This is a genomic window from Bradyrhizobium sp. YR681 (assembly GCF_000282615.1).
Taxonomy (GTDB): Bacteria; Pseudomonadota; Alphaproteobacteria; order Rhizobiales; family Xanthobacteraceae; genus Bradyrhizobium.
On sequence record NZ_AKIY01000026.1, the window covers coordinates 26668 to 46414 of the forward strand.

Below are 19747 nucleotides of genomic sequence, written 5' to 3' on the forward strand. Positions count from 1 at the left end.
GCGCACGCCGTCCTGATGGCGCAGCCATATCCGACCGATCGACCGGCGGCCGTGTCCCGGAAGCTGATCAGCGTTCCCGGCGATGTGACCCATCGTCCAGTCCGCTGCCGCTCAACCCGGCACCCTGACACCCCACCGTCTCGCTTTGTCGCTTTAGGTATGAAAACGGTTCGGTTCAGGCTTGGCGAAAGACCAGATTTTTCATATTGGCATGGTAGATGAACGGCCAGCCGCCGGGATCAGGCGGCTCAAGACGGTCCCATAGCTCAACTGGATAGAGTAGCGGATTTCTACTCCGCGGGTTGCAGGTTCGAGTCCTGCTGGGATCGCCATTCTCTGACATGCGAACCGGTTTCAATCTAAAGCGCCAATACGTAGGCTGCTTATTGAAAAACTGCGTCGGAAGGCTGTACTTGTAAAGCTTTGGTGCGCGGCAGCGCTTATCCGGTCCGCGCTTGCCGTTCATAAAGGCCAACGTCCTCAGATGGAATTCCCTGATATAGCAAAGACGGGAGCTGCTCTGGCGGGTGTGCTTGGGTTTGTTTTCACCGTCTCCAATTCGTCAAGGGACGAAGACAGTTGAAGATCAAGGCCACTCGCGCCTCCGAGAAAGGAAGCTCGCTTCCACTTCTTGATTCCGACTACCTTTGGCTGGAGGCCGTGAACGTCAGCGATAAAGACGTTGTCTTGAAGTACTTCACAGTGGCATTCAGCCCCTCGATCCGGGTCACCTGGAATTTGTGGGAAGTGAGCATTTCTCTTTTGCAGGACAAAGATTGGGTGACCATCAAGCCGGGACAGCGCTACCTGATGAGCATCCCGATCGGGGACTTTATTACCACCGCGGTAAGCGCCGAGACCTCCATTGGACGGCAGTACAACATGTCCCTCCGCAATCGCGTGGGATTACGCCTGACCGAACACAAACGACTTACCGCTAGAAAGCGGTTGGGCTTCCCTATGGAGACGAAGCCCCCGCCCCAGTCCGATCAAATCATAGATTTCCATTCCCGCGACTAATGTCACGCGCCAGCGTTCGCGTTGCACAGCTGCAAATCTCTTCCATCACGAACGCGTGGGTACCCCCGCACCGGCCTTCCAACCGGACAGATCCCCCCTATCTAAGCGCCGGGCGACATGCGCCCGACAAGGACTGTCTATGCTACCAGCCGAGTGGACGAGAATGGCTATCGCATCTGCGGTGGCAATTGTCGCGATGTCGTATCTGGCGATCGATGCGGGCCTCGTGAACACCAGCGTGGTCACAAAGCGGATCGAGGTGGCGCAGGCGTCCATCGCGAATGTCGCGGCGAGCCAGCATGAACTCGCCTTTGCCGTTCAGGCATGGACGCATCGAGCCCATCAGAAGTCGCATCTGGAAGACCGGAAGCAGCATCTGGAAGAATGCCTGGCGATCGATTGATTCAAGCACGCCTTCGCGCCGGCCGGCATTTCGTTTGTTCACGGTCCGACTCCGCTTCGTTCGCAAAGCACGAATCGTCACCGCGAAAACCGACGCTGCGCATATCTTAACGCGGCGTTTCACTGGCTCAGTAATTCATGCGTCCAGCGTCACGAGCACAGGTCGCAAGCGATACGCATCGATCGCGGCGTTCGACAGCAGCAGCCTGCGCCGCTCGCCGCGCAGCATCATCCGGTCGATCCTGTTCAGGATAAAGCGCGCAGAATCCTTGCTCTCGCCTGTGAGCAGGCCGGCTTGATCGAGATATTTCCAGGCGATCTCGAAAGACTGCGCGCGTAATTCGGGGTCTGTCATAGCCGGCCAACGCCGGCGAGGAACGGAGGTTCCTGCGCTCCGATCGTGACGCGGAGTCATCCGCATACCCGTCACAGCGGCCGGCGGCGCGACAAAATACGAAAGCCGCGCGGAACGAGACTGCGACCGCAGAGTTGATGCAACGAAACAGAGTGGTGCCGACCTCCCCTGCCCCGGTCGGCTTTGAAGGGCCCCGTGCTTGTCCCCCCGAGCACGGGGCTTTCTCATGCTACCTCGGAAAAACAAAGGCGCGAGGCGGGCAATGCCGGCCTCGCGCCTGGGGTCCCCGGCGAGCGCCCGCTTACCAGGTGTAACGAATACGTCCCGTGCCCGAGTAGGTCTGCGACCGATCGCTGAATTCGCCGTCGAACTTCACCAGGAACGAGACGCCGCTCGCGGTGCGCCACTCAGCGCCGGCCGTGGTCAGCGCGAGGTCACGGGCTGGCGTCGTGCCGAACACCGTGAAGGGCGCAGCGCCGACACCGCCGAGACCGACAAAGCTCAGTGTTGCCGACGGATTGCTGATCTCGTCATGGGCGTAGGCGAACTTGCCGAACAAATTGAGCTGGCCGCCATTGTCCACCGGCACGATCTTGTCGGTGCGCACGCCGACCTCACCACGATAGGCGGTCGCCGTGCGGCCAACCACCGTCAGCGCGCTCCCGGCGGCGCCCAGCGCTGCCGTCTCGGTGTAGCCGGGCGTCCGGAACCACTGGCCCTGGATGGCACCGTAAGGCGTCCAGTTCACGGTCCAGTACTGGCCGACCTTGTAGCCGCCCTCGATGCGCCCTGCCCAACCCTGGGCTTCGAAGTCCGCCTTGTAGAGATCGATGCCCGGCGTGTTGGAGCGGCTCGTGCCCATCCAGTAGTTGGTGTAGGTGCCCGCTGCCGAAATGTAGCCCGGCCCGAAACCGTACTTGCCGTAGACACCGGCCATGAAGGTGTCGCTGGTGCCACCGCCATTGCCTGCGCCGGCAACCGTCGGCGTCACCGACCAGTTGATGTTGCCGCCGGCGAGCGAGAAGCCGATCAGCGAGTCCGCCGTGAAGCGGTAGTCGGCACCGGCGGCGACACCGCCGACGCGGGTGTAGAGGTCGGACGTGCCGACCGCGACGTTGCCGCCTGTGTTGTTCGCACCGCCAAACGCCGCGCCCCAGACATCCCAGCGGGGGACATAGGCGACCACCGGCGGCGGCGCCTTCATGTAGGCGCCGAAGGCCGAGCGGACGGCCGCCGGCACCGGCTTTTCACCGGCATAGTTCAGCGTGCCCGTCGTCGCGACCTTGTTGGTCGCGAACGGATCGGTCAGCAGCGACAGGTAGGAGTTACCGAGCTGGAATGCGCCTGATTGCGCCTGGGCGAGGTTCTCGCCGGTATTGCCGCCTGAGAGGAAGGCCTGCATCGCGAGATCTTCGGCGATGTTGCTCCAGGCGACCGTGCTCAATTGTGCAAAGTTCGTCCCGTTGTTCTGGAATACGAACTGACCGTTCGGAATCGCCGTGTTGTTGGTCAGCGCGCCCCACCTGTATGAGCTGTTCGGCTGCCCGGTGATCGTCGAGGTCGTCAGGAACAGAACGTATTGCTGGCCGGGCGTGAGCGAGACGCCCCCCGTATTGATCGACACGGTCTGGAACGAAGCGCCGCTGGGCGCCGTCATGATACCGGAGGTGAACAGCGCCGAGCCCGTGATGCGCTGGCTGGTCGGATCAAACGCGTAGACGAAGGCCTGGTACTGCGGCGCCGTGCCGCTGCTCTGGAGGAGCTGGAACGTGAAGCCCGACAGGCGGGACTGCCCGCTCGTCGGCACGAAGGTCTGGCCGTATGTGGCCGTGTTCGGTACGCCCCAGCTCGAGATGAACGACGTGCCGTTCCATTGCGACATCGTGTCGATGTTTTGCGCGTTGGCCGAGGTCCCCAGCGCAAGAAAAGCGGCGCCACCGAGCCAAAGGGCCTTGCGGGTCACGGAAGAAGTCATTCCCACCCCCCTTAAAGAAATTCCAGAAAAACGAATGAATGGCCGTCAATATCGAGTCGCCAAGCAATACGTCGAACCGAGGAGGACCGGCAATTGCTGTTCGGGTTCCCAGCAACGATTAGCAATCAAGCGTCACCTAAAAACAACATAGTTAGGCAAGTAGACATATTTTGCCTTTGAGATAATTGGGTTTTCCGTCCTATCGATGAGAATCGCATCCATGCTGCGACGCACGGCGACTACTCCTGTCGCGCACGGCCGCACCGCCGACGGGGTTGCCCGCGCCTTGCGATGACGTCGCTGACTCAATCACGTTTGTCCGAAGTCGGGGTCCTGCGGTCGTGGGCTGAAGGCGGTCAGTCCGCCTGCTCGTCGCGCCGATCGCGGGCGAGTTGATGCCAGGCCAGGGCGACCTGGATCAGTCTTTGCCGGTCGGGGCCTTCGGATTCTGCCGCCCGCTTCATCGCGGCCTCGGCCTCGTGCCGTGGATCGTACTTGGTACACATGAAGCCAATTCTAGCCGGCAGATCTCGACGAACGGATGGCAATTTCATCCGTACGATTCCGGGGAAGCGGATCGCTTACTCACGGCTGTGAAGGCACGATTGTTTCCGGACATGTCCCGCACGAAGCCGTGAGAGCGGACGTCATTCGGACCGATCTGTGAATTGCGTCACAGGCTGCGTCCGGCGTCTCCGCTAAACACCCATCGACGCTCGCAACGGTGCGAGGAGGCACAAGTGGTCTTTCCGGTCATGACACAAGAAGCAGCAGCCGAGGCTCAGATCCCGACACGACGAGAAAGCTCCGACCTGTTCGGCGTCGCCCTTCTTGCGACCATCGGCATCGTCATGCTGGCCTGGATCGGCGGCCTGGTCTGGGGTGCGATGGCATTCTTCAACTGGCTGGTCTCCTGACGCGCACGGCGATCGGTCGCTGCTCCGCGCACACGGCTTGGCCGCAACGGCCCACGCGCTAGAACAGGCAGTGCACCGCCTGCCCCAGCTTGATCCCGCCGCAAACGATCATGGCCCATAACGCCACGCTGATCTGGATCGCATCCAGCATGTCCCAGGTCCCCGGAATTCTTGTCCCGACAATTCCATCTTTTGAAAATCGCGTGAAGCGCCAACGAGCGCCAGCGCTGATTTGAGGCAGTTGTCGTGCGCCCCCGAACGCGGCCAGGTGGCATCAACGCCAGAACGAAAGAGGCGGGCCTTTAGCCCGCCTCTCGCCTCGATTCCGATATTGCGCGAAGACTCAGTAGCAGGCGCGCGGATCGGCCTGCACGTACTGGCCGCTCGGATAGCGATAGTAGCAATTGCCCTGGGCCAGATAATAGCCGGGCCGCGAGGCCGCGGTTGCACCGGCAATCGCGCCGGTGGCGCCACCGATCACGGCACCTGCGGCCGCACCCGACGCGTTGCCCGAGATCAGGCCGCCGAGTACGCCGCCGACAATGGCGCCGCCAAGCGCGCTGGCGCCGGGGTCGGCCGGCGGCGGCGGAGGTGGCGGTTCGTAGGCGGCCGCGGGCGGCGCGTAGACCACCGGCACGTCGTCGTAATACTCCTCCGAGATGTAGCCCGGCGGGCCGGCCATCCGCTGCGGATAATAATACCAGACGCCGCCGACATCCCACCACCAGCCCGAGCGGCCGTTGTGGACTTCGTGGCGCCAGCGCCCGCCATCCCAGGCAACATGGCCGCGATAGGCATGTCCGCCCCAGTCGCGCGCCGGCGCGGGGCCCCTGGCGTAGTTGCGTCCCGGCGGCGGGCCGCCGGCACCGCGGGGGCCGGGCCCGGGACCAGGACCGGCATGAGGCTGGCCGGCGCCGGGCGGCGGTGCGGGCCGGGCGGCCTGCTGCGGCGGAGGTCCCTTGCGCATGTTCTGGGGCGGCGCGCCAGCGCCCGGCCCTGCCGGCGGATGGCCGTCGTGCCTCGATGGCCCTGCGTCCTGTGCCTGCGCCGAGACGGCGAGCAATGACATGGCCGAAACCAAGGGAATGATGATCTTCATGCGGCTGGACGCACTCATGCGTGCTGAACCCCCTACTCTCGCGATTGCCGTGGCCGTGGTCCATGCGCGATAGACGATTCGCCTCGCGCATGGCTGATGCCGGCTGACATAACTGACCTGCTTTGGTCGGCTAGTCCCGTTACAAATGATTAAGATCACGGCATTTTTTCGTCCGTGCGGGCCACGCTTGGAGCGCTTCTAGCGGGCCGGCTCGATCACGTTGCAATTGCTCCGCCCCGACATCAGGCAGTCCTGCATCTTGCTGGCGGCAGTGAGATCGCGGGCGAGCCACCAGCCGACACCGAGGATCACGATGGCGATGATCAGACCGGCCATGGTGCCGCGCCGGTTGTCGCCGGATTGAGGTTTGGGCGAGGATTTCGGCGTCTTGCCCGGTTCGGGCTGAGACGCAGGCTTGGACTCGGACATGGCGGACCAATCACAGGGGCGCGCTGCGCTTTATCACCTCTGCGGCGTGGCGTCACATCCCCTCCAGCCTCTCCCGTTCACCCCCGGGTCTGGCGGATCGCATCCTTGCGCGAGGTCTCGACGGCCGGAATCGCTTGCTGGATCCGGGGGGCGCAGGTAGTGAGCACGAACGCGGTGCGGGTGCATTCCCAATCCGCGCCCAGGACGGCACTCTCGATCGGCTGCGGACGGGCGAGCAGCAGCGCGGCACCGGCCACCACCGCGACGGCGACCAGGAGCGCTTTCAGGCTCAGTCTTGAAAGGGTCATGCCCGTGCTCCGTCTCGTATCCGGGCGAACGCTAGGCGTCGCCTCCGGGCCCCTTTATGAGGGACATCACAATTCGGCAGTTTTTCCGGGCTACGAGAGATCGTCGGGGGTTGGCGATTTTTCGTCTACCTGATCGGCTGCGATTATGGGTGGCTTCGCGACGCGCGCCGATGTACACGCTTCTTCGTCGCGTGGCGCCCGCTATGCCCAGCCGACGTACCAACAGGCAATGATGTAGGATCGAAAGCGAGGAAGACAAGGCTCGTCCATGAGTGGATTCAGGGAACCAGGCTTTTCCGACCGGCAAAAGGCCGCGCAGGAAGCACGCAAAAATCTTTTGAACAAATTCAAGTCGCAGCCCGGGCCCGATGATCCCGCGGTCGTGGCGAAGCGCGCCGAGCGCGAAGCACTTGCGGCCAAGCGCGCCGAGGCAAAGGCTGCACGCGAGGCGGAAAAGGCCGAGCAGAAGCGCATCGCGGAAGAAGCTGCAGCGGCCGAGGCTGCGCGCATCGCCCGCGAAGCCGAAGAAGCAATTGCCAAGGCGGCTGAACTCGAGGCCGAACAGAAGGCCAAGCGCGACGCCCGCTACGCCGCCCGTAAGGCCAAGCGGAAGTAACGTTCAATTGAACCAAGAAATGATTCCGGGGAGCGGCCCACATGACCGCCCCCGGGATTTCGAAAGCTTGCGTTCGCTTCGCGCCAACGCTCGGCGATGACGGTCGAGATCAGTTCTTCTTCATCATCCCGTCGTCTTTCTTCATCCCATCCTTCGTCATGTGGTCCTTCTTCATGCCGTCGTCCTTGGACATGCCGTCCTTCTTCATGCCGTCCTTGGACATCGTGTCCTTCTTCATCATGCCGTCATCCTTGCCCATCTTGTCCTGAGCGAAGGCGGCCGGCGCAAACGCGAGGCCAAGCGAGAGAGCGGCAGCCGAGACGCCGAGCGCGATGCGGTTACGAATGGTCATGGATCATCTTCCCTTCGAGATCGTGTTTGTCAGCGACGGACGCCGCTATTGATCTCGACGGATCGACCGCACGCGTTGTTACGCCGCCACCGATAAATTTCTGCGGGATGCTGCCGTCCACCTATTCGCCGCAATCGCCTTCGCGTATGGCGCCGCCGATACGGCGCGGAAGGAACGGCAAGTGTGCAGCGCAGCAATGCCGGCCCTTGCCGCGGCATTCCGTCTCGAACTATCAGACTAGAGATCATCGGATGGAAGACCGGCTAGGATGGGCCTAGCGCCGGTCTCAACGACCCACCCAATCACTGCAAACAACAACCATTCAAAGAAACGTTCAAGGGGATCACACCATGCTCACGCGCCGCCACCTGCTCGCGACCGCCGTCGCCGCACCCGCCATTCTACGTTTCGGCACCGGGACCGCGCATGCCGCCACCACGCTGAAGATCTCGCACCAATTCCCCGGCGGCACCATCGACAAGGGCGATTTCCGCGACCGGCTCTGCCGCATGTTCGCCGCCGAAGTCGCCAAGCGCAGCAACGGCGACATCGCCGCGGAAATCTATCCGAACTCCTCGCTGATCAAGACCAACGCGCAATTCTCCGCGATGCGCAAGGGCGCGCTCGATATCTCGCTCTATCCGATGCCCTATGCCGGCGGCGAGCTGCCGGAGACCAATATCGGCCTGATGCCGGGCCTCGTCACCACCTACGATCAGGGCATGCGCTGGAAGAAGGAGCCGGTCGGCAAGGCGCTGACCGACTTCCTTGCCGACAAGGGCATCATCCTGCTCACCTGGGTCTGGCAGGCCGGCGGCGTCGCCAGCCGATCCAAGGCGATCGTCGCCCCTGAAGACGCCAAGGGCCTGAAGGTGCGCGGCGGCTCGCGCGAGATGGACATGGTGCTCCAGACCGCCGGCGCCTCCGTGCTGTCGGTGCCCTCCAACGAAATCTACGCGGCGATGCAGACCGGCGCCTGCGATGCCGGCATCACCTCCTCGACCAGCCTGATCTCGTTCCGCCTCGAAGAGGTCGCAAAGTCGCTGACGTCGGGGGCCGGCGCGTCCTACTGGTTCATGCTCGAGCCGCTGATGATGTCGAAGGCGATCTTCGACAAGCTGCCGAAGAACCAGCAGGACGTCCTGCTCGCGGTCGGCACCGAGCTCGAAGCCTTCGGCCGCAAGGGCGCGCAGGACGACGACGTCGAGGTCGCCAAGGTCTACGAGAAGGCCGGCGCCAAGGTCAGTGCGCTCGACGCCGCCATCGTCGGCAAATGGCGCGACATCGCTCGCGACACCGCGTGGAAGGATTACGGCGCCAAGACCGCGACCTCGGCAAACCTGCTCAAGCTCGCTTCCGACGTTGGCGCATGAGTCACGGTCCGCTTCCGGATCGTGACGACCAGGCGAACGCTGCCGCAAGGACAGGCCTTGCGGCGGCGGTCGATCGCGGTCTTGCCATCCTCAACAGCATCATCGTCGTGTTCGCCGCGCTCGCGCTGATCGCGGCCTGCGCCATCCTGAGCTACAGCGTGCTCAGCCGCGCCCTGTTCAAGGCCGCCAATTACTGGCAGGACGAGGCCGCCGTGTTCCTGCTGGTCGGCGCCACCTTCATGACGGCCGCCTATGTGCAGCAGAACCGCGGCCATATCGGCATCGAGGCGTTCGTCGGGCTGCTCTCGCCGCTGGCGAACAAGATCAGGCTCTGGCTGGTTGACGCCGCGACGTTCCTGTTCTGCGCTTTCTTCACCTGGAAGTCCTGGACGCTGGCGCACGAAGCCTATGTCGACGGCCAGGTCTCGAACTCGATTTGGTCGCCGCCGCTCGCCATTCCCTATTCACTGATGGCGCTCGGCATGAGCCTGCTCTGCGTCCAGATCCTCGTGCAGCTTGCGCTGCCTTTCGCGGGGACCAGGCCTTTAGCAGGAGCGAAGCGTCCATGAGCGTTTTCGGTATCGGCGTCGCCTACGCGGTCGCGACGCTGCTCGTGATGTTTTCGGGCATGCCGATTGCGTTCGCGCTCGGCGCGGTCGCGGTCGTGTTCATGGGCATCTACATGCCCTCCGCGTCCCTCGATACGGTGACCCAGAATGTGTACGAGGAAATGGCCTCGATCACGCTGCTGTCGATCCCGCTGTTCATCCTGAAGGGCGCCGCGATCGGCAAGTCACGCGCAGGCCAGGATCTCTATCTGGCGCTGCATGCCTGGCTGCATCGTGTGCCCGGCGGCCTCGGCGTCGCCAACGTGTTCGCCTGCGCGCTGTTCGCGGCGATGGCGGGCTCGAGCCCCGCGACCTGCTCGGCGATCGGCTCGGCCGGCATCCCCGAGATGCGCAAGCGCGGCTATTCCGGCGGCTTCGCGGCCGGCATCATCGCCGCCGGCGGCACGCTCGGCATTTTGCTGCCGCCGTCGATCACCATGATCCTGTTCGCGGTCGCAGCCGAAAAGTCGCTGGGACGGCTGTTCCTCGCCGGCATTGGACCCGGGCTGCTGCTGGTCTCGCTGTTCGGGGCCTATGCCGTGATCCGTTTCCGGCAGGAATATGCCGCGGCCGAAGCGGTCTACAAGAACGGCGGCCCGGAGGCTGCGATCCTCGCCCGCGACGAGTACACGCTGGCCGAACGCTTCAGCGTGCTGCCGCGCGTGATTCCGTTCGTGCTGCTGCTCACCGGCGTCATGATCGCGCTCTACGGCGGCTACGCCACGCCATCGGAGACCGCCGGCCTCGGCGGCCTGCTCGCGCTGGCGCTGATCGCGGCGATCTACAGCGTGTGGCGACCGAGCGACCTTGCGCCCATCATGAAATCGACGATCCGGGAATCGACCATGCTGATGATGATCATCGGCATGTCGCTGCTCTACTCCTACGTCATGAGCTATCTGCACATCTCGCAATCGGTCGCCGAATCCATCGTCGCGATGCACCTGCCGCGCTGGGAGTTGCTGTTCGCGATCCTCGTCATGGTCGTCGTGCTCGGCTTCTTCCTGCCGCCGGTCTCGATCATCCTGATGACCGCGCCGATCATCCTGCCGCCGCTGCGCGCGGCCAATTTCGACATCATCTGGTTCGGCGTGGTCATGACCATCGTGATGGAGATGGGCCTGATCCACCCGCCGGTCGGCCTCAACATCTTCGTCATCCGCAACGTCGCGCCTGATATTCCCCTGCGCGAGGTGATCTGGGGCACCCTGCCCTTCGTGCTGCTGATGATGCTCGCGGTGCTGCTGCTCTGCTTCGTGCCGGGGATTTCGACCGCACTGCCGGATCTGGTGATGGGGCCGGACGGGAGCCGGTAGCGGCAATCGCAACTGCCGTAGGGTGGGCAAAGGCGCGCGGCACCGTGCCCACCATCTCTTTGTGATTCCGCTAAAAGTGGTGGGCACGCTTCGCTTTGCCCACCCTGCGATTTTTATTTCCGCCGCCCCTTCGGTGGGGCCACGCGGCCGGCGACCACCTGCAACAGGTCCTTGCGCACGGCCTCGATATGCCGCTCCAGGAAGCCGCAGGCCTCATCGACCTTCCGGGCGCGGCAGAGCGCGATCAGTTGGGCGTGCTCCTTCTCGGCGGTCCCCATCGCCTTGGTGTTGGAGAGCTGCAGGCGCGTGTAGCGGTCACTGGTCTGGAGCAGTGACAGCACGATCGCACGCGTGCGCGGCTGCGGGGCGTGCATATAGAGCGCGAGATGGAAGTCGGCGTTGAGCTGGCCCCAATCGCTGACATTCTTCGCCTTGATGGCCTTCTCGAATTGCCTGTGGATGTCGTCGAGCGCATCGAAATCATCTGCGGAGAAATGCGGCGCCGACTGCGCCAGCAGGCGTGGTTCCAGGATGCAGCGCAGATCGAACACGTCGTTGATCTCGTCGAGCGACAGCTCCGAGACGATGGCGCCCTTCTGCGGCACGATGCGCACCAGGCCTTCCGCTTCGAGCTGGAACAACGCCTCGCGGACGGGAATGCGGCTGACGCCATAGGTTTCGCCAAGCGCATCCTGGCGCAGCTGCGAGCCGGCCGGATAGGTGCCGTCGAGGATCGCCTGCCGGAGCTGATCCACGATCGCGGCCGACAGCGTGCGATGCTTCAGAGGCTGTTTCATCTGACCTTGTTGTCCTTCCCGACTCGTCCAGCCGACGCGGTCCCTCTCTTGCATGTCGAGCCACTCAGCAAAAGTGAGTGCCCAGCAAAAGCGCGTCCTACCGCCGAAATGACCGCAATCTCCGTTTGACACCCAAAATGTATAAATTATACATTTGCCGATAGCACGAGATTTCTCAGGGGTCGGGGCCTCTTTCATGATCGAGCAGACGATTCCGGCCACGCGCGCGTTGAGCGTTCGACGCATGGTCGTCCGCGCATCCAGCGCCCTGCTCGCCGTCGAGCGCGTCGCGCTGATGGGCCTGATGTACCTGCTCACCGGCCTGATCCTGCTGAACGTCGTCACCCGTTACGCCCGCTTCCCGATCTACTGGATCGACGAATCCGCAGTCTATTGCGTGGTTTGGCTGACCTTCGTCGGCGCCTCCGCGATGACGCGGTTGCGGCTCGATTTCGCGGTGACCATGCTGACCGAGCGCCTCTCGGCCCGGCACCAGAAGATCGCAAAAGTGATTTCGACCGGCCTCGTCGTCGTCTTCGGCGTCGCCCTGATCATCACATGCGTGCTCTGGATGGACCCGATTGGCCTCGCGCGTGCCGGGTTCGACGGACGCAAGCTTGCGGCCGAAACCTTCAACTTCCTCTACACCGAGCACACCCAGACGCTGAACTGGCCGACCTGGGTGCTTTATCTGACGCTGCCGATCTTCGCGGTGTCGATGACCGTGCACGGCCTCGCCAACCTTCTGGAAGATCTCGAGCTGGTCCCGCGCACGCCGCCGAAGGGCTTTCAGCTCTCCGAACTCGACGGGGTCAACTGATGATCACGTCAGCCGCCTTCGTCGCGATCATGCTGGTCGGCGTGCCGATCGGGCTCTGCCTGTGCCTTGCTGGCCTCGTCTACATCGCAGCGTCCGGCAATCCCGTGCTGTTCCAGTCCTATCCGCTCCAGCTGTTCGGCGGCGTCGACAGCTACGGCCTGATCGCCATCCCGCTCTTCATCCTGATCGGCGAGATCATGAACGGCGGCGGCATCACGCGGCGCATCGTCGACATGGCGATGGCCTTCGTCGGCTCGCTCAAGGGCGGGCTTGCCTACGTCAACATCCTCGCCAACATGTTCATCTCATCGATCCTGGGCTCAGCCACCGCGCAGGTCGCGATCATGGCCCAGATCATGGTGCCGGAGATGGAGAAGAAGGGCTACGACAAGACCTTCGCGGCGGGCCTCACCGCCTACGGCGGCATGCTCGGCCCGATCATTCCGCCCTCGGTGATGTTCGTGGTCTACAGCGTGCTGGCGCAGGTCTCGGTCAGCGACATGCTGATCGCCGGCATCGTGCCGGGCGTCATCCTCACGGTGATGTTCTGCCTCGTCATCGCGCTGATGGGATATATCTACAATTATCCCCGTGCGGACTATCAGACGCCGCGCCAGCGCGTCATGACGATCCTGCGGACGTCACCCACCCTGCTGATCCCGATCGTCATCGTCGGCACCATCCTCAGCGGCCTCGCCAATGCGACGGAATCCGCCGCGGTCGGCGCAGTCGCCGCGGCACTCGTCGGCAAGTATTGGACGAAGGAATTCGAGTTCTCCCAGCTGCCGCAGATGATGCTGCGCAGTGGCATCTATTCGGCGATCGTGCTGTTCCTCGTGGCGGCGGCGGCCGTGTTCTCCTGGGTCCTGATCTTCGGCAAGGTGCCGCAGGAAACCGCGGCCTGGATCCAGACGGCCGCCAAGGACCCCATCAGCTTCATGCTGATCTGCAACGTCATCCTGCTGGTGATCGGCACTGTGATCGACGGCATTCCCGGCCTGATCATGACGGTGCCGATCCTGCTGCCGGTTGCGACCGACGTTTATCACATCGATCCCCGGCATTTCGGCGTCGTCGTCGTGATCAACCTCGTACTCGGCCTGTTGTCGCCGCCGGTCGGGCTCTGCTTCTTCGTCGCGGCCGCCGTCACCGGCGCCAAGCCCGGCAAGATGTTCATGGTGACGCTGCCCTTCTTCGTCATCTCCTGCGTCCTGCTGGTGCTGCTCTCGCTCTACCCCTCGCTCTCGCTGATCCTCATCAAATAGGCCTGTTCAAAAGGAAGCCCGACCATGCCGCTTTCACGCCGCCGCTTTCTCGCCGCCAGTGCCGCCGCATCGGTGTTCGCGCCGTCGCTGGCGCTTGCCCAGGCCAAGGAATTCCGCCTCGGCCTGATCACGCCGAACGGCCACTCCTGGAACAAGGCCGCGCTCAAATTCGGCGACGAGCTCAAGGCTGCCACCAACGGCCGGCTGACCCTGACCGTGTTCCACTCGGGCCAGCTCGGCAACGAGCCCGCCATGATGCAGCAATTGCAGTCCGGCGCGCTCGACATGGGCTTCATCCAGGCCGCCGAGCTCGGCTCGCGCGTGCCGCACATCGCCGCGATCAATGCGCCCTACATCGTCCGCTCGACACCCGCGGTCGCGAAATTCGTCCGGCATCCGGCGGCAGTGAAGCTGTTCGACGTGCTGCCGCAGGAGACCGGCACCATCGGGCTCGGCTGGGGCATCACCGGCATGCGCGCGGTGTTCTCGTCCAAGGACCTCAATTCGCTCGCCGACATCAAGGGCATGAAGCTGCGCATCAACCCGACGCCGGTCTATCGCGATTTCTATTCCTCGCTCGGCGCAGCCCCGACGCCGATCCCGACGCCGCAGGTGTTCGACGCCATGGCCAACGGCCAGGTCGACGGCCTCGAGGCCGATCTCGAATTCTCCTGGAACCAGCGCTTCGACAAGGTCTCGAAGGTGATCCTGCAGATGAATGCCGTCTTCATGCCGATGGCGGCCGTGGTGTCGGGCCGGGTCTGGCAGACGCTCCCCGCAGCCGACCGCGAGCTGATCGCCAAGACGATCAAGTCGACGCTGGACGCGCAGATCGACGAACTCGCCTCCAACGAACCAGCGCTGATCGAGAACTTCAAGAACGCGCCGATCCCGATCCGCCAGGTCCCGGCCGGCGATACCGAGGCCGTCATCGCCGAGTTCGACAAGATCTGGCTGCCGAAGGCACCCGTTCTCGCCGAGTTGCGCAAGGTCGGCGCGACGCTCTGATCCCATTCGCCATCCTCTTCACCACAGCCGGCGGACCCAGCCCCCCGCTGGCATTTCCATCTGGAGAAAAACCATGAGCCGCCGCGTTTCCTGGGAAGGCGTCTTCCCGGCCGTCACCACGCAATTCCACGACGACCTCTCGCTCGACATCGACGCGACCGCGAAGGTCATGGACGGGCTGATCCGCGACGGCGTCTCCGGCCTGATCGTCTGCGGCTCGGTCGGCGAGAACACCTCGCTGGAGCGCAAGGAGAAGGTTGCGATCATGGAGACGGCCAAATCCGTCGCGGCCGGCCGGGTGCCCGTGCTGTGCGGCATCGCCGAATTCACCACGGCTTTCGCGGTCGAAACCGCCAAGGAAGCCGCGCGCGTCGGCATCGACGGCGTGATGGTGATGCCGGCCCTAGTCTATTCGTCCAAGCCGCACGAGACCGCCGCGCATTTCCGCGCCGTCGCCAGCGCGACCGACCTGCCGGTGATGCTCTACAACAATCCGCCGATCTACAAGAACGACGTCACCCCCGACATTCTGGCCACGCTCGCCGACGTCGAGACCGTGGTCTGCTTCAAGGACTCCTCAGGCGACACCCGGCGTTTCATCGACACCAGGAACATGGTCGGCGACCGCTTCGTGCTGTTCGCCGGCCTCGACGACGTCATCGTCGAGAGCATCGCCATGGGCGCGGTGGGCTGGGTTTCCGGCATGTCGAATGCCTTCCCGCGCGAGGGCGAGACGCTGTTTCGTCTGGCCAAGGCCGGCCGCTTTGCCGAGGCCATGCCGCTCTACGAATGGTTCATGCCGCTCTTGCATCTCGACGCCCGCCCGGATCTCGTCCAGTGCATCAAGCTGTGCGAGCACATCATGGGCCGCGGTACCGCTCTGACCCGCCCGCCCCGCCTCGCGCTGCTGCCGCAGGAGAAGGCCGAGGTCGAGGCCATGATGGTCCGCGCCCTGAAGAACCGCCCGCGCCTGCCGGATGTCGGGTTGAAGGCGGCCTGAGCGAAGGTCTCGTAGGGTGGGCAAAGCGAAGCGTGCCCACCATCATGTAAAGACCGTGGGCACGGCGCTACGCGCCTTTGCCCACCCTACGAGAGCTCTCTCTTCTGTCATTGCGAGGAGCCCTTGCGACGAAGCAATCCAGAAACCCTCCGCGGAGGGATTCTGGATTGCTTCGCTGCGCTCGCAATGACGGCGAACTAGGAAGCAGCCCGCTTCTTCTTCGCATTCAGCGCGGAGGCCACGCGGCTCACCGGCGGCTTGCCGAGCACGCCGCTCATCTCGTTCGTGGCCGCCAGCAGCTTGTCCATGTCGACGCCGGTCCTGACGCCCATGCCTTCGAGCATGTAGACGACATCCTCGGTCGCGACATTGCCGGTCGCGCCCGGCGCGTAGGGGCAGCCGCCGAGGCCGCCGGCGGCGGCGTCGATGACGCGAACCCCCTCCTCCATTCCCGCATAGAGATTGGCGAGCGCCTGGCCATAGGTGTCGTGGAAATGCATCGCCAGTTTTGCCGGCTGGATGTTGGCACTAACCGCGCGCAGCATCTCCTTCGCCTTGGCAGGCGTGCCGACACCGATGGTGTCGCCGAGCGAGATCTCGTAGCAGCCGAGGTCCCACAGCGTGCTGGCAAGGTCGGCGACCGCCTTCGGCTTGATCTCGCCGTCGAACGGGCAACCGAGCACGCAGGAGATATAACCGCGCACCTTGACGCCATCGCTCTTGGCGCGCGCCAGTACCGGCTTGAAGCGATCGATGGACTCCGCAACCGTGCAGTTGATGTTGGCCCGCGAAAAGCCCTCTGAAGCCGCCGCGAACACCGAGACGACTTGCGCGCCCGCCGCGCGCGCGGCGTCATAGCCTTTCTCGTTCGGCACCAGAACGTGGAATTCGGCGTCCTTCACATGGGCAACACCGCGCAGCACGGCATCGGAGCTTGCCATCTGCGGGATCGCCTTGGGCGAGACGAAGGCGCCGACCTCGACCGTATCGAGGCCGGCCGCGACCAGCGCCTCGATGAAGGCGATGCGGGCCTCGACGCTGACGGCCGTCTTCTCGTTCTGGAGGCCGTCACGGGGCCCCATCTCGATGATGCGGACGGGATCGCTCATCTTACTCTCCCGACGGTTCGACCACGGCGAGCTCGACGCCTTCCTGGACGATGTCGCCGACCTTGCATTTGATCAACTTCAGCACGCCGGCATAGGGTGCCCGCAGCGTCTGCTCCATCTTCATCACCTCCAGGGTGAGGATCGGCGCCCCTTTCTCGAGCTTGGCGCCCTCCTCGGCCAACACGGCGACGACCGTACCCGGCAGGGGCGCTGCGATCTTGTCCGCGCCGGTCTGCTCCTCGGTCTCGCCGCCGAACGGATCGACCCAGTGCAGGTCGAAGCGGCCGTTGCGCGTGCGCAGGTACAGCTCGTGGCCGTCAATCACGGCCGCGACAGACGATTTGACGCCGTCGAGCGTCAGGTCGAAGCCGCCATCCTTCGGCGCGATCGTGAAGGCCAGCTCGCGCTCGCCGATCACCAGGGTTGAGGGCCCGCTGCCATAGTTCAGCGTGACCTTCTGCTCAGGCCCATGACCGACGCGAAAAACAAAGCTGCGCTGGCGGCGGCCGACCGGCTGCCAGCCAAAGGTCTGCCAGGGTGAATGCGCGCCGCCTTGCGCGGCCTGCCGCTCCTCATTGATCACAGCGGCGACCGCCGCGCACAGCTCAAGCTCGCCGGGCGCCGATGCCGTCGACGTCAGCACCGCCAGCTCGCGCTCGATGAAGCCGGTGTCGATCGCGTTCGCCCGCACTTTCGGATGCGTGATCAGCGCCGATAGGAACGGGATGTTGGTGACGATGCCGCGGACGTCGGACTCTTCCAGCCCGCGGTTGAGCCGATCGATCGCGACATCCCGCGTCGGCGCCCACGCGATCATCTTGGCGAGCATCGCGTCGTAATACGGCGAGACACTGTCGCCCTCGCGGTAGCCGGCGTCGATGCGCAAGCCGCCGGTTTCTGCCGGGAGGCGCCAGGTCGAGATCCTGCCGACCGACGGCATGAAATTCTTGGTCGGGTTCTCGGCATAGACGCGCGCTTCGACCGCGTGGCCGTTGAGCCGGATCTCGTCCTGCTTCAGCGGCAGCGCCTCGCCGAAGGCGACGCGCAGCTGCCATTCGACGAGATCGATCCCGGTGATCAATTCGGTCACGGGATGCTCGACCTGGAGGCGCGTGTTCATCTCGATGAAGAACACGTCCTTGCCGTCGGAGACGAACTCGATGGTGCCGGCGCCGACATAGTTCACGGCTCCCGCCGCCTTTCGCGCGGCGGCGCAGACCGTCTCGCGCTGGGCGGGACTGAGCGTCGGCGACGGCGCTTCCTCGATCACCTTCTGGTGCCGCCGCTGCAAGGTACATTCGCGCTCGAACAGCGAGAGCAGATTACCGTGGCTGTCGCCGATGATCTGCACCTCGATATGCCGGGGATTGTCGACATACTTTTCGATCAGCATGCGGTCGTCGCCGAACGCGGCTTTGGCTTCTCGCTTGGCGCTGACGATGGCGGGCCCAAGTTCGTCCGCCGAGCGCACGATCCGCATGCCGCGACCGCCGCCGCCGGCGGAGGCCTTCACCAGGATGGGGAAGCCGACCTTTTCGGCGGCCTTCGCCAGCGTCGCGTCGTCCTGCGCGTCGCCGTGATAGCCGGGCACCAGCGGCACGCCGGCCTTTTCCATCAAGGCCTTCGAGCCCGATTTCGAACCCATCGCCGTCATCATTCCGGCGGTCGGGCCGACGAAGACGAGGCCGGCGTCGTAACAGGCCTGCGCGAATTCGGCGTTCTCCGACAGAAATCCGTAGCCGGGATGCACGGCCTCGGCGCCGGTCTTCTTCGCAGCCTCGATCAGCCGCTCGACATTGAGATAGCTGTCGCGGGCCCGTGCCGGCCCGAGCAGCACGGCTTCGTCAGCGAGCGCGACATGCATCGCGTCGCGGTCGGCTTCGGAATAGACCGCGACGGTACGCAGGCCCATGGCCCGCGCCGTGCGGATGAGGCGGCAGGCGATCTCGCCGCGGTTGGCGATCAGGAGCGTGCGAAAACGCCGGTAGAGCTTTGTACGGTCCATCGCATCACATCCTGAACAGGCCGAATTTCGTCGGCTCGATCGGCGCATTCGACGCCGCCGAGAGGCCGAGGCCCAGCACGAGCCGCGTGTCGGCCGGGTCGATCACGCCGTCGTCCCAGAGGCGCGCAGTCGCGTAATAGGGATGCCCCTGGCTGTCATATTGCGCGCGGATGGGCTCGCGGAATTTGTCTTCCTCCTCCTTGGACCAGCTATCGCCCTTGGCCTCGATATTGTCGCGCCGGACCTGGCTCAGCACCATCGAGGCCTGCTCGCCGCCCATCACCGAGATGCGCGCATTCGGCCACATCCAGAGGAATCGCGGTGAGTAGGCGCGGCCGCACATGCCGTAATTGCCGGCGCCGTAGGAGCCGCCGATCACGACGGTGAACTTTGGCACCGAGGCGGTCGCAACCGCCGTCACCAGCTTGGCGCCGTCGCGCGCGATGCCGCCGGCCTCGTATTTCTTGCCGACCATGAAGCCGGTGATGTTCTGCAGGAACACCAGCGGAATGCCGCGCTGGCAGCACAGCTCGATGAAATGGGCGCCCTTCAGTGAACTTTCACTGAAGAGAATGCCGTTGTTGGCGATGATGCCGACCGGAAAACCCCAGATATGGGCGAAGCCGCACACGAGCGTGGTGCCATAGAGCTTCTTGAACTCGTCGAACTCGGAGCCGTCCACCACGCGCGCGATGATGTCGCGCACGTCGAACGGCTTGCGGCCATCCACGGGCACCACGCCGTAGATCTCCTCCGCCGCAAACAGCGGGTCGCGCGGCTTGTGCATGTTGAGGTTCGGCCGCGAGGACGGCTTCAGCGTGCCGACGATGCGCCGGGCGATGCCGATCGCGTGCGCGTCGTTCTGGGCGTAGTGATCGGTCACACCCGACTGGCGCGAATGCACGTCGGCGCCGCCGAGTTCTTCCGCCGTCACCACCTCGCCGGTCGCAGCCTTCACCAGCGGCGGGGCGCC

The 19747-nt window shown here is 64.3% G+C and carries 22 protein-coding genes and 1 tRNA gene; 12 read left to right on the forward strand and 11 right to left on the reverse strand.

The genetic code is table 11. The features are described from left to right. The first annotated feature begins 255 nt into the window (after positions 1 to 255). The 3 genes from PMI42_RS04260 (at position 256) to PMI42_RS04270 (ending at position 1423) form a co-directional block, all read left to right on the forward strand. Positions 256 to 332, forward strand: a tRNA-Arg gene (locus PMI42_RS04260). 247 nt (positions 333 to 579) lie between these two features. Beyond that, on the forward strand, positions 580 to 1020 hold the full coding sequence (locus tag PMI42_RS04265) for a hypothetical protein (protein WP_008130893.1): 441 nt from the start codon (positions 580 to 582) through the stop codon (positions 1018 to 1020). A gap of 163 nt (positions 1021 to 1183) precedes the next feature. Beyond that, positions 1184 to 1423, forward strand: a complete 240-nt coding sequence (locus PMI42_RS04270; RefSeq protein WP_008130894.1) for a hypothetical protein — start codon at positions 1184 to 1186, stop codon at positions 1421 to 1423. 135 nt (positions 1424 to 1558) lie between these two features. Here the strand turns inward: PMI42_RS04270 and PMI42_RS04275 are convergent, their stop codons facing one another. From PMI42_RS04275 to PMI42_RS39955, 3 genes are all read right to left on the reverse strand, one after another. Continuing rightward, complete coding sequence (locus PMI42_RS04275; protein ID WP_008130895.1) at positions 1559 to 1777, reverse strand: hypothetical protein; 219 nt, start codon at positions 1775 to 1777, stop codon at positions 1559 to 1561. A gap of 301 nt (positions 1778 to 2078) precedes the next feature. Beyond that, positions 2079 to 3752, reverse strand: a complete 1674-nt coding sequence (locus PMI42_RS37405) for an autotransporter family protein (protein ID WP_008130896.1) — start codon at positions 3750 to 3752, stop codon at positions 2079 to 2081. A 356-nt stretch (positions 3753 to 4108) separates the two neighbouring features. Further along, positions 4109 to 4306 carry a hypothetical protein gene (locus PMI42_RS39955; RefSeq protein WP_157195715.1) on the reverse strand — a complete coding sequence of 66 codons (198 nt, stop codon included), beginning with the start codon at positions 4304 to 4306 and terminating at the stop codon, positions 4109 to 4111. Between the two features lie 186 nt (positions 4307 to 4492). Between PMI42_RS39955 and PMI42_RS38420 the strand changes: the two genes are divergently transcribed. After that, positions 4493 to 4669, forward strand: a complete 177-nt coding sequence (locus PMI42_RS38420) for a hypothetical protein (RefSeq protein ID WP_008130897.1) — start codon at positions 4493 to 4495, stop codon at positions 4667 to 4669. 343 nt (positions 4670 to 5012) lie between these two features. Here the strand turns inward: PMI42_RS38420 and PMI42_RS04290 are convergent, their stop codons facing one another. The 3 genes from PMI42_RS04290 to PMI42_RS04300 form a co-directional block, all read right to left on the reverse strand. Beyond that, positions 5013 to 5786 carry a hypothetical protein gene (locus PMI42_RS04290; RefSeq protein WP_008130899.1) on the reverse strand — a complete coding sequence of 258 codons (774 nt, stop codon included), beginning with the start codon at positions 5784 to 5786 and terminating at the stop codon, positions 5013 to 5015. 180 nt (positions 5787 to 5966) lie between these two features. Next, positions 5967 to 6197, reverse strand: coding sequence for a hypothetical protein (locus tag PMI42_RS04295; RefSeq protein ID WP_008130900.1), 231 nt, complete (start codon positions 6195 to 6197; stop codon positions 5967 to 5969). Positions 6198 to 6274: 77 nt separating this feature from the next. After that, a complete protein-coding gene (locus tag PMI42_RS04300) occupies positions 6275 to 6505 on the reverse strand; it encodes a hypothetical protein (RefSeq protein WP_008130901.1) in 231 nt (76 codons plus the stop codon). A gap of 268 nt (positions 6506 to 6773) precedes the next feature. Between PMI42_RS04300 and PMI42_RS04305 the strand changes: the two genes are divergently transcribed. Further along, entirely contained in the window at positions 6774 to 7121 is a 348-nt protein-coding gene (locus tag PMI42_RS04305; RefSeq protein ID WP_008130902.1) for a DUF6481 family protein, read from the forward strand. Positions 7122 to 7230: 109 nt separating this feature from the next. On the opposite strand, the gene PMI42_RS04310 is transcribed toward PMI42_RS04305, so the two are convergent. Continuing rightward, positions 7231 to 7473 (reverse strand): pentapeptide MXKDX repeat protein, encoded by a 243-nt coding sequence (locus PMI42_RS04310; protein ID WP_008130903.1) that lies wholly within the window; start codon positions 7471 to 7473, stop codon positions 7231 to 7233. Positions 7474 to 7823: 350 nt separating this feature from the next. On the opposite strand from PMI42_RS04310, the gene PMI42_RS04315 reads away from it, so the two are divergent. Genes PMI42_RS04315 through PMI42_RS04325 form a run of 3 tightly spaced genes read left to right on the forward strand, consistent with a single transcriptional unit; the run spans position 7824 to position 10770 of the window. Further along, complete coding sequence (locus PMI42_RS04315; RefSeq protein WP_008130904.1) at positions 7824 to 8846, forward strand: TRAP transporter substrate-binding protein; 1023 nt, start codon at positions 7824 to 7826, stop codon at positions 8844 to 8846. Continuing rightward, positions 8843 to 9415, forward strand: a complete 573-nt coding sequence (locus PMI42_RS04320) for a TRAP transporter small permease (RefSeq protein WP_008130905.1) — start codon at positions 8843 to 8845, stop codon at positions 9413 to 9415. The genes PMI42_RS04315 and PMI42_RS04320 overlap by 4 nt, the downstream gene beginning before the upstream one ends. Continuing rightward, complete coding sequence (locus tag PMI42_RS04325) at positions 9412 to 10770, forward strand: TRAP transporter large permease (RefSeq protein ID WP_008130906.1); 1359 nt, start codon at positions 9412 to 9414, stop codon at positions 10768 to 10770. The genes PMI42_RS04320 and PMI42_RS04325 overlap by 4 nt, the downstream gene beginning before the upstream one ends. A 113-nt stretch (positions 10771 to 10883) precedes the next feature. Here the strand turns inward: PMI42_RS04325 and PMI42_RS04330 are convergent, their stop codons facing one another. Beyond that, entirely contained in the window at positions 10884 to 11567 is a 684-nt protein-coding gene (locus PMI42_RS04330; RefSeq protein WP_035964465.1) for a GntR family transcriptional regulator, read from the reverse strand. A gap of 196 nt (positions 11568 to 11763) precedes the next feature. Here PMI42_RS04330 and PMI42_RS04335 point away from each other — a divergent pair, with 196 nt between their 5' ends. The 4 genes from PMI42_RS04335 to PMI42_RS04350 all read left to right on the forward strand — a co-directional run bounded on the left by PMI42_RS04335 (position 11764) and on the right by PMI42_RS04350 (position 15660). Next, the gene (locus PMI42_RS04335) at positions 11764 to 12387 is read left to right on the forward strand and encodes a TRAP transporter small permease (RefSeq protein WP_193376320.1); all 624 of its coding nucleotides are present in this window, start codon (positions 11764 to 11766) and stop codon (positions 12385 to 12387) included. Beyond that, positions 12387 to 13652 (forward strand): TRAP transporter large permease, encoded by a 1266-nt coding sequence (locus PMI42_RS04340; RefSeq protein WP_008130910.1) that lies wholly within the window; start codon positions 12387 to 12389, stop codon positions 13650 to 13652. The genes PMI42_RS04335 and PMI42_RS04340 overlap by 1 nt, the downstream gene beginning before the upstream one ends. Positions 13653 to 13676: 24 nt before the next feature. Then, positions 13677 to 14660, forward strand: a complete 984-nt coding sequence (locus tag PMI42_RS04345; RefSeq protein WP_008130911.1) for a TRAP transporter substrate-binding protein — start codon at positions 13677 to 13679, stop codon at positions 14658 to 14660. A gap of 73 nt (positions 14661 to 14733) precedes the next feature. After that, positions 14734 to 15660, forward strand: a complete 927-nt coding sequence (locus tag PMI42_RS04350) for a dihydrodipicolinate synthase family protein (RefSeq protein WP_008130912.1) — start codon at positions 14734 to 14736, stop codon at positions 15658 to 15660. Between the two features lie 197 nt (positions 15661 to 15857). Here PMI42_RS04350 and PMI42_RS04355 read toward each other — a convergent pair whose 3' ends face one another. The 3 genes from PMI42_RS04355 to PMI42_RS04365 form a co-directional block, all read right to left on the reverse strand. After that, the gene (locus PMI42_RS04355) at positions 15858 to 16769 is read right to left on the reverse strand and encodes a hydroxymethylglutaryl-CoA lyase (protein ID WP_008130913.1); all 912 of its coding nucleotides are present in this window, start codon (positions 16767 to 16769) and stop codon (positions 15858 to 15860) included. A gap of 1 nt (position 16770) precedes the next feature. Continuing rightward, complete coding sequence (locus PMI42_RS04360) at positions 16771 to 18774, reverse strand: acetyl/propionyl/methylcrotonyl-CoA carboxylase subunit alpha (RefSeq protein ID WP_008130914.1); 2004 nt, start codon at positions 18772 to 18774, stop codon at positions 16771 to 16773. Positions 18775 to 18778: 4 nt separating this feature from the next. Continuing rightward, the coding region (locus PMI42_RS04365) for a carboxyl transferase domain-containing protein (RefSeq protein ID WP_008130915.1) at positions 18779 to 19747 on the reverse strand (969 nt) is incomplete at its 5' end.

Bases quoted from the DNA above. Each gene is read 5' to 3' on its own strand.
- PMI42_RS37405 (WP_008130896.1), bottom strand. From the start codon at position 3,752: ATGACTTCTTCCGTGACCCGCAAGGCCCTTTGGCTCGGTGGCGCCGCT.
- PMI42_RS04340 (WP_008130910.1), top strand. From the start codon at position 12,387: ATGATCACGTCAGCCGCCTTCGTCGCGATCATGCTGGTCGGCGTGCCG.
- PMI42_RS04350 (WP_008130912.1), top strand. From the start codon at position 14,734: ATGAGCCGCCGCGTTTCCTGGGAAGGCGTCTTCCCGGCCGTCACCACG.
- PMI42_RS04310 (WP_008130903.1), bottom strand. From the start codon at position 7,473: ATGACCATTCGTAACCGCATCGCGCTCGGCGTCTCGGCTGCCGCTCTC.
- PMI42_RS04305 (WP_008130902.1), top strand. From the start codon at position 6,774: ATGAGTGGATTCAGGGAACCAGGCTTTTCCGACCGGCAAAAGGCCGCG.
- PMI42_RS04360 (WP_008130914.1), bottom strand. From the start codon at position 18,774: ATGGACCGTACAAAGCTCTACCGGCGTTTTCGCACGCTCCTGATCGCC.
- PMI42_RS04270 (WP_008130894.1), top strand. From the start codon at position 1,184: ATGGCTATCGCATCTGCGGTGGCAATTGTCGCGATGTCGTATCTGGCG.
- PMI42_RS04300 (WP_008130901.1), bottom strand. From the start codon at position 6,505: ATGACCCTTTCAAGACTGAGCCTGAAAGCGCTCCTGGTCGCCGTCGCG.
- PMI42_RS39955 (WP_157195715.1), bottom strand. From the start codon at position 4,306: ATGAAATTGCCATCCGTTCGTCGAGATCTGCCGGCTAGAATTGGCTTC.
- PMI42_RS04330 (WP_035964465.1), bottom strand. From the start codon at position 11,567: ATGAAACAGCCTCTGAAGCATCGCACGCTGTCGGCCGCGATCGTGGAT.
- PMI42_RS04275 (WP_008130895.1), bottom strand. From the start codon at position 1,777: ATGACAGACCCCGAATTACGCGCGCAGTCTTTCGAGATCGCCTGGAAA.
- PMI42_RS04295 (WP_008130900.1), bottom strand. From the start codon at position 6,197: ATGTCCGAGTCCAAGCCTGCGTCTCAGCCCGAACCGGGCAAGACGCCG.
- PMI42_RS04335 (WP_193376320.1), top strand. From the start codon at position 11,764: ATGATCGAGCAGACGATTCCGGCCACGCGCGCGTTGAGCGTTCGACGC.
- PMI42_RS04325 (WP_008130906.1), top strand. From the start codon at position 9,412: ATGAGCGTTTTCGGTATCGGCGTCGCCTACGCGGTCGCGACGCTGCTC.
- PMI42_RS04320 (WP_008130905.1), top strand. From the start codon at position 8,843: ATGAGTCACGGTCCGCTTCCGGATCGTGACGACCAGGCGAACGCTGCC.
- PMI42_RS04290 (WP_008130899.1), bottom strand. From the start codon at position 5,786: ATGAGTGCGTCCAGCCGCATGAAGATCATCATTCCCTTGGTTTCGGCC.
- PMI42_RS04315 (WP_008130904.1), top strand. From the start codon at position 7,824: ATGCTCACGCGCCGCCACCTGCTCGCGACCGCCGTCGCCGCACCCGCC.
- PMI42_RS04355 (WP_008130913.1), bottom strand. From the start codon at position 16,769: ATGAGCGATCCCGTCCGCATCATCGAGATGGGGCCCCGTGACGGCCTC.
- PMI42_RS04345 (WP_008130911.1), top strand. From the start codon at position 13,677: ATGCCGCTTTCACGCCGCCGCTTTCTCGCCGCCAGTGCCGCCGCATCG.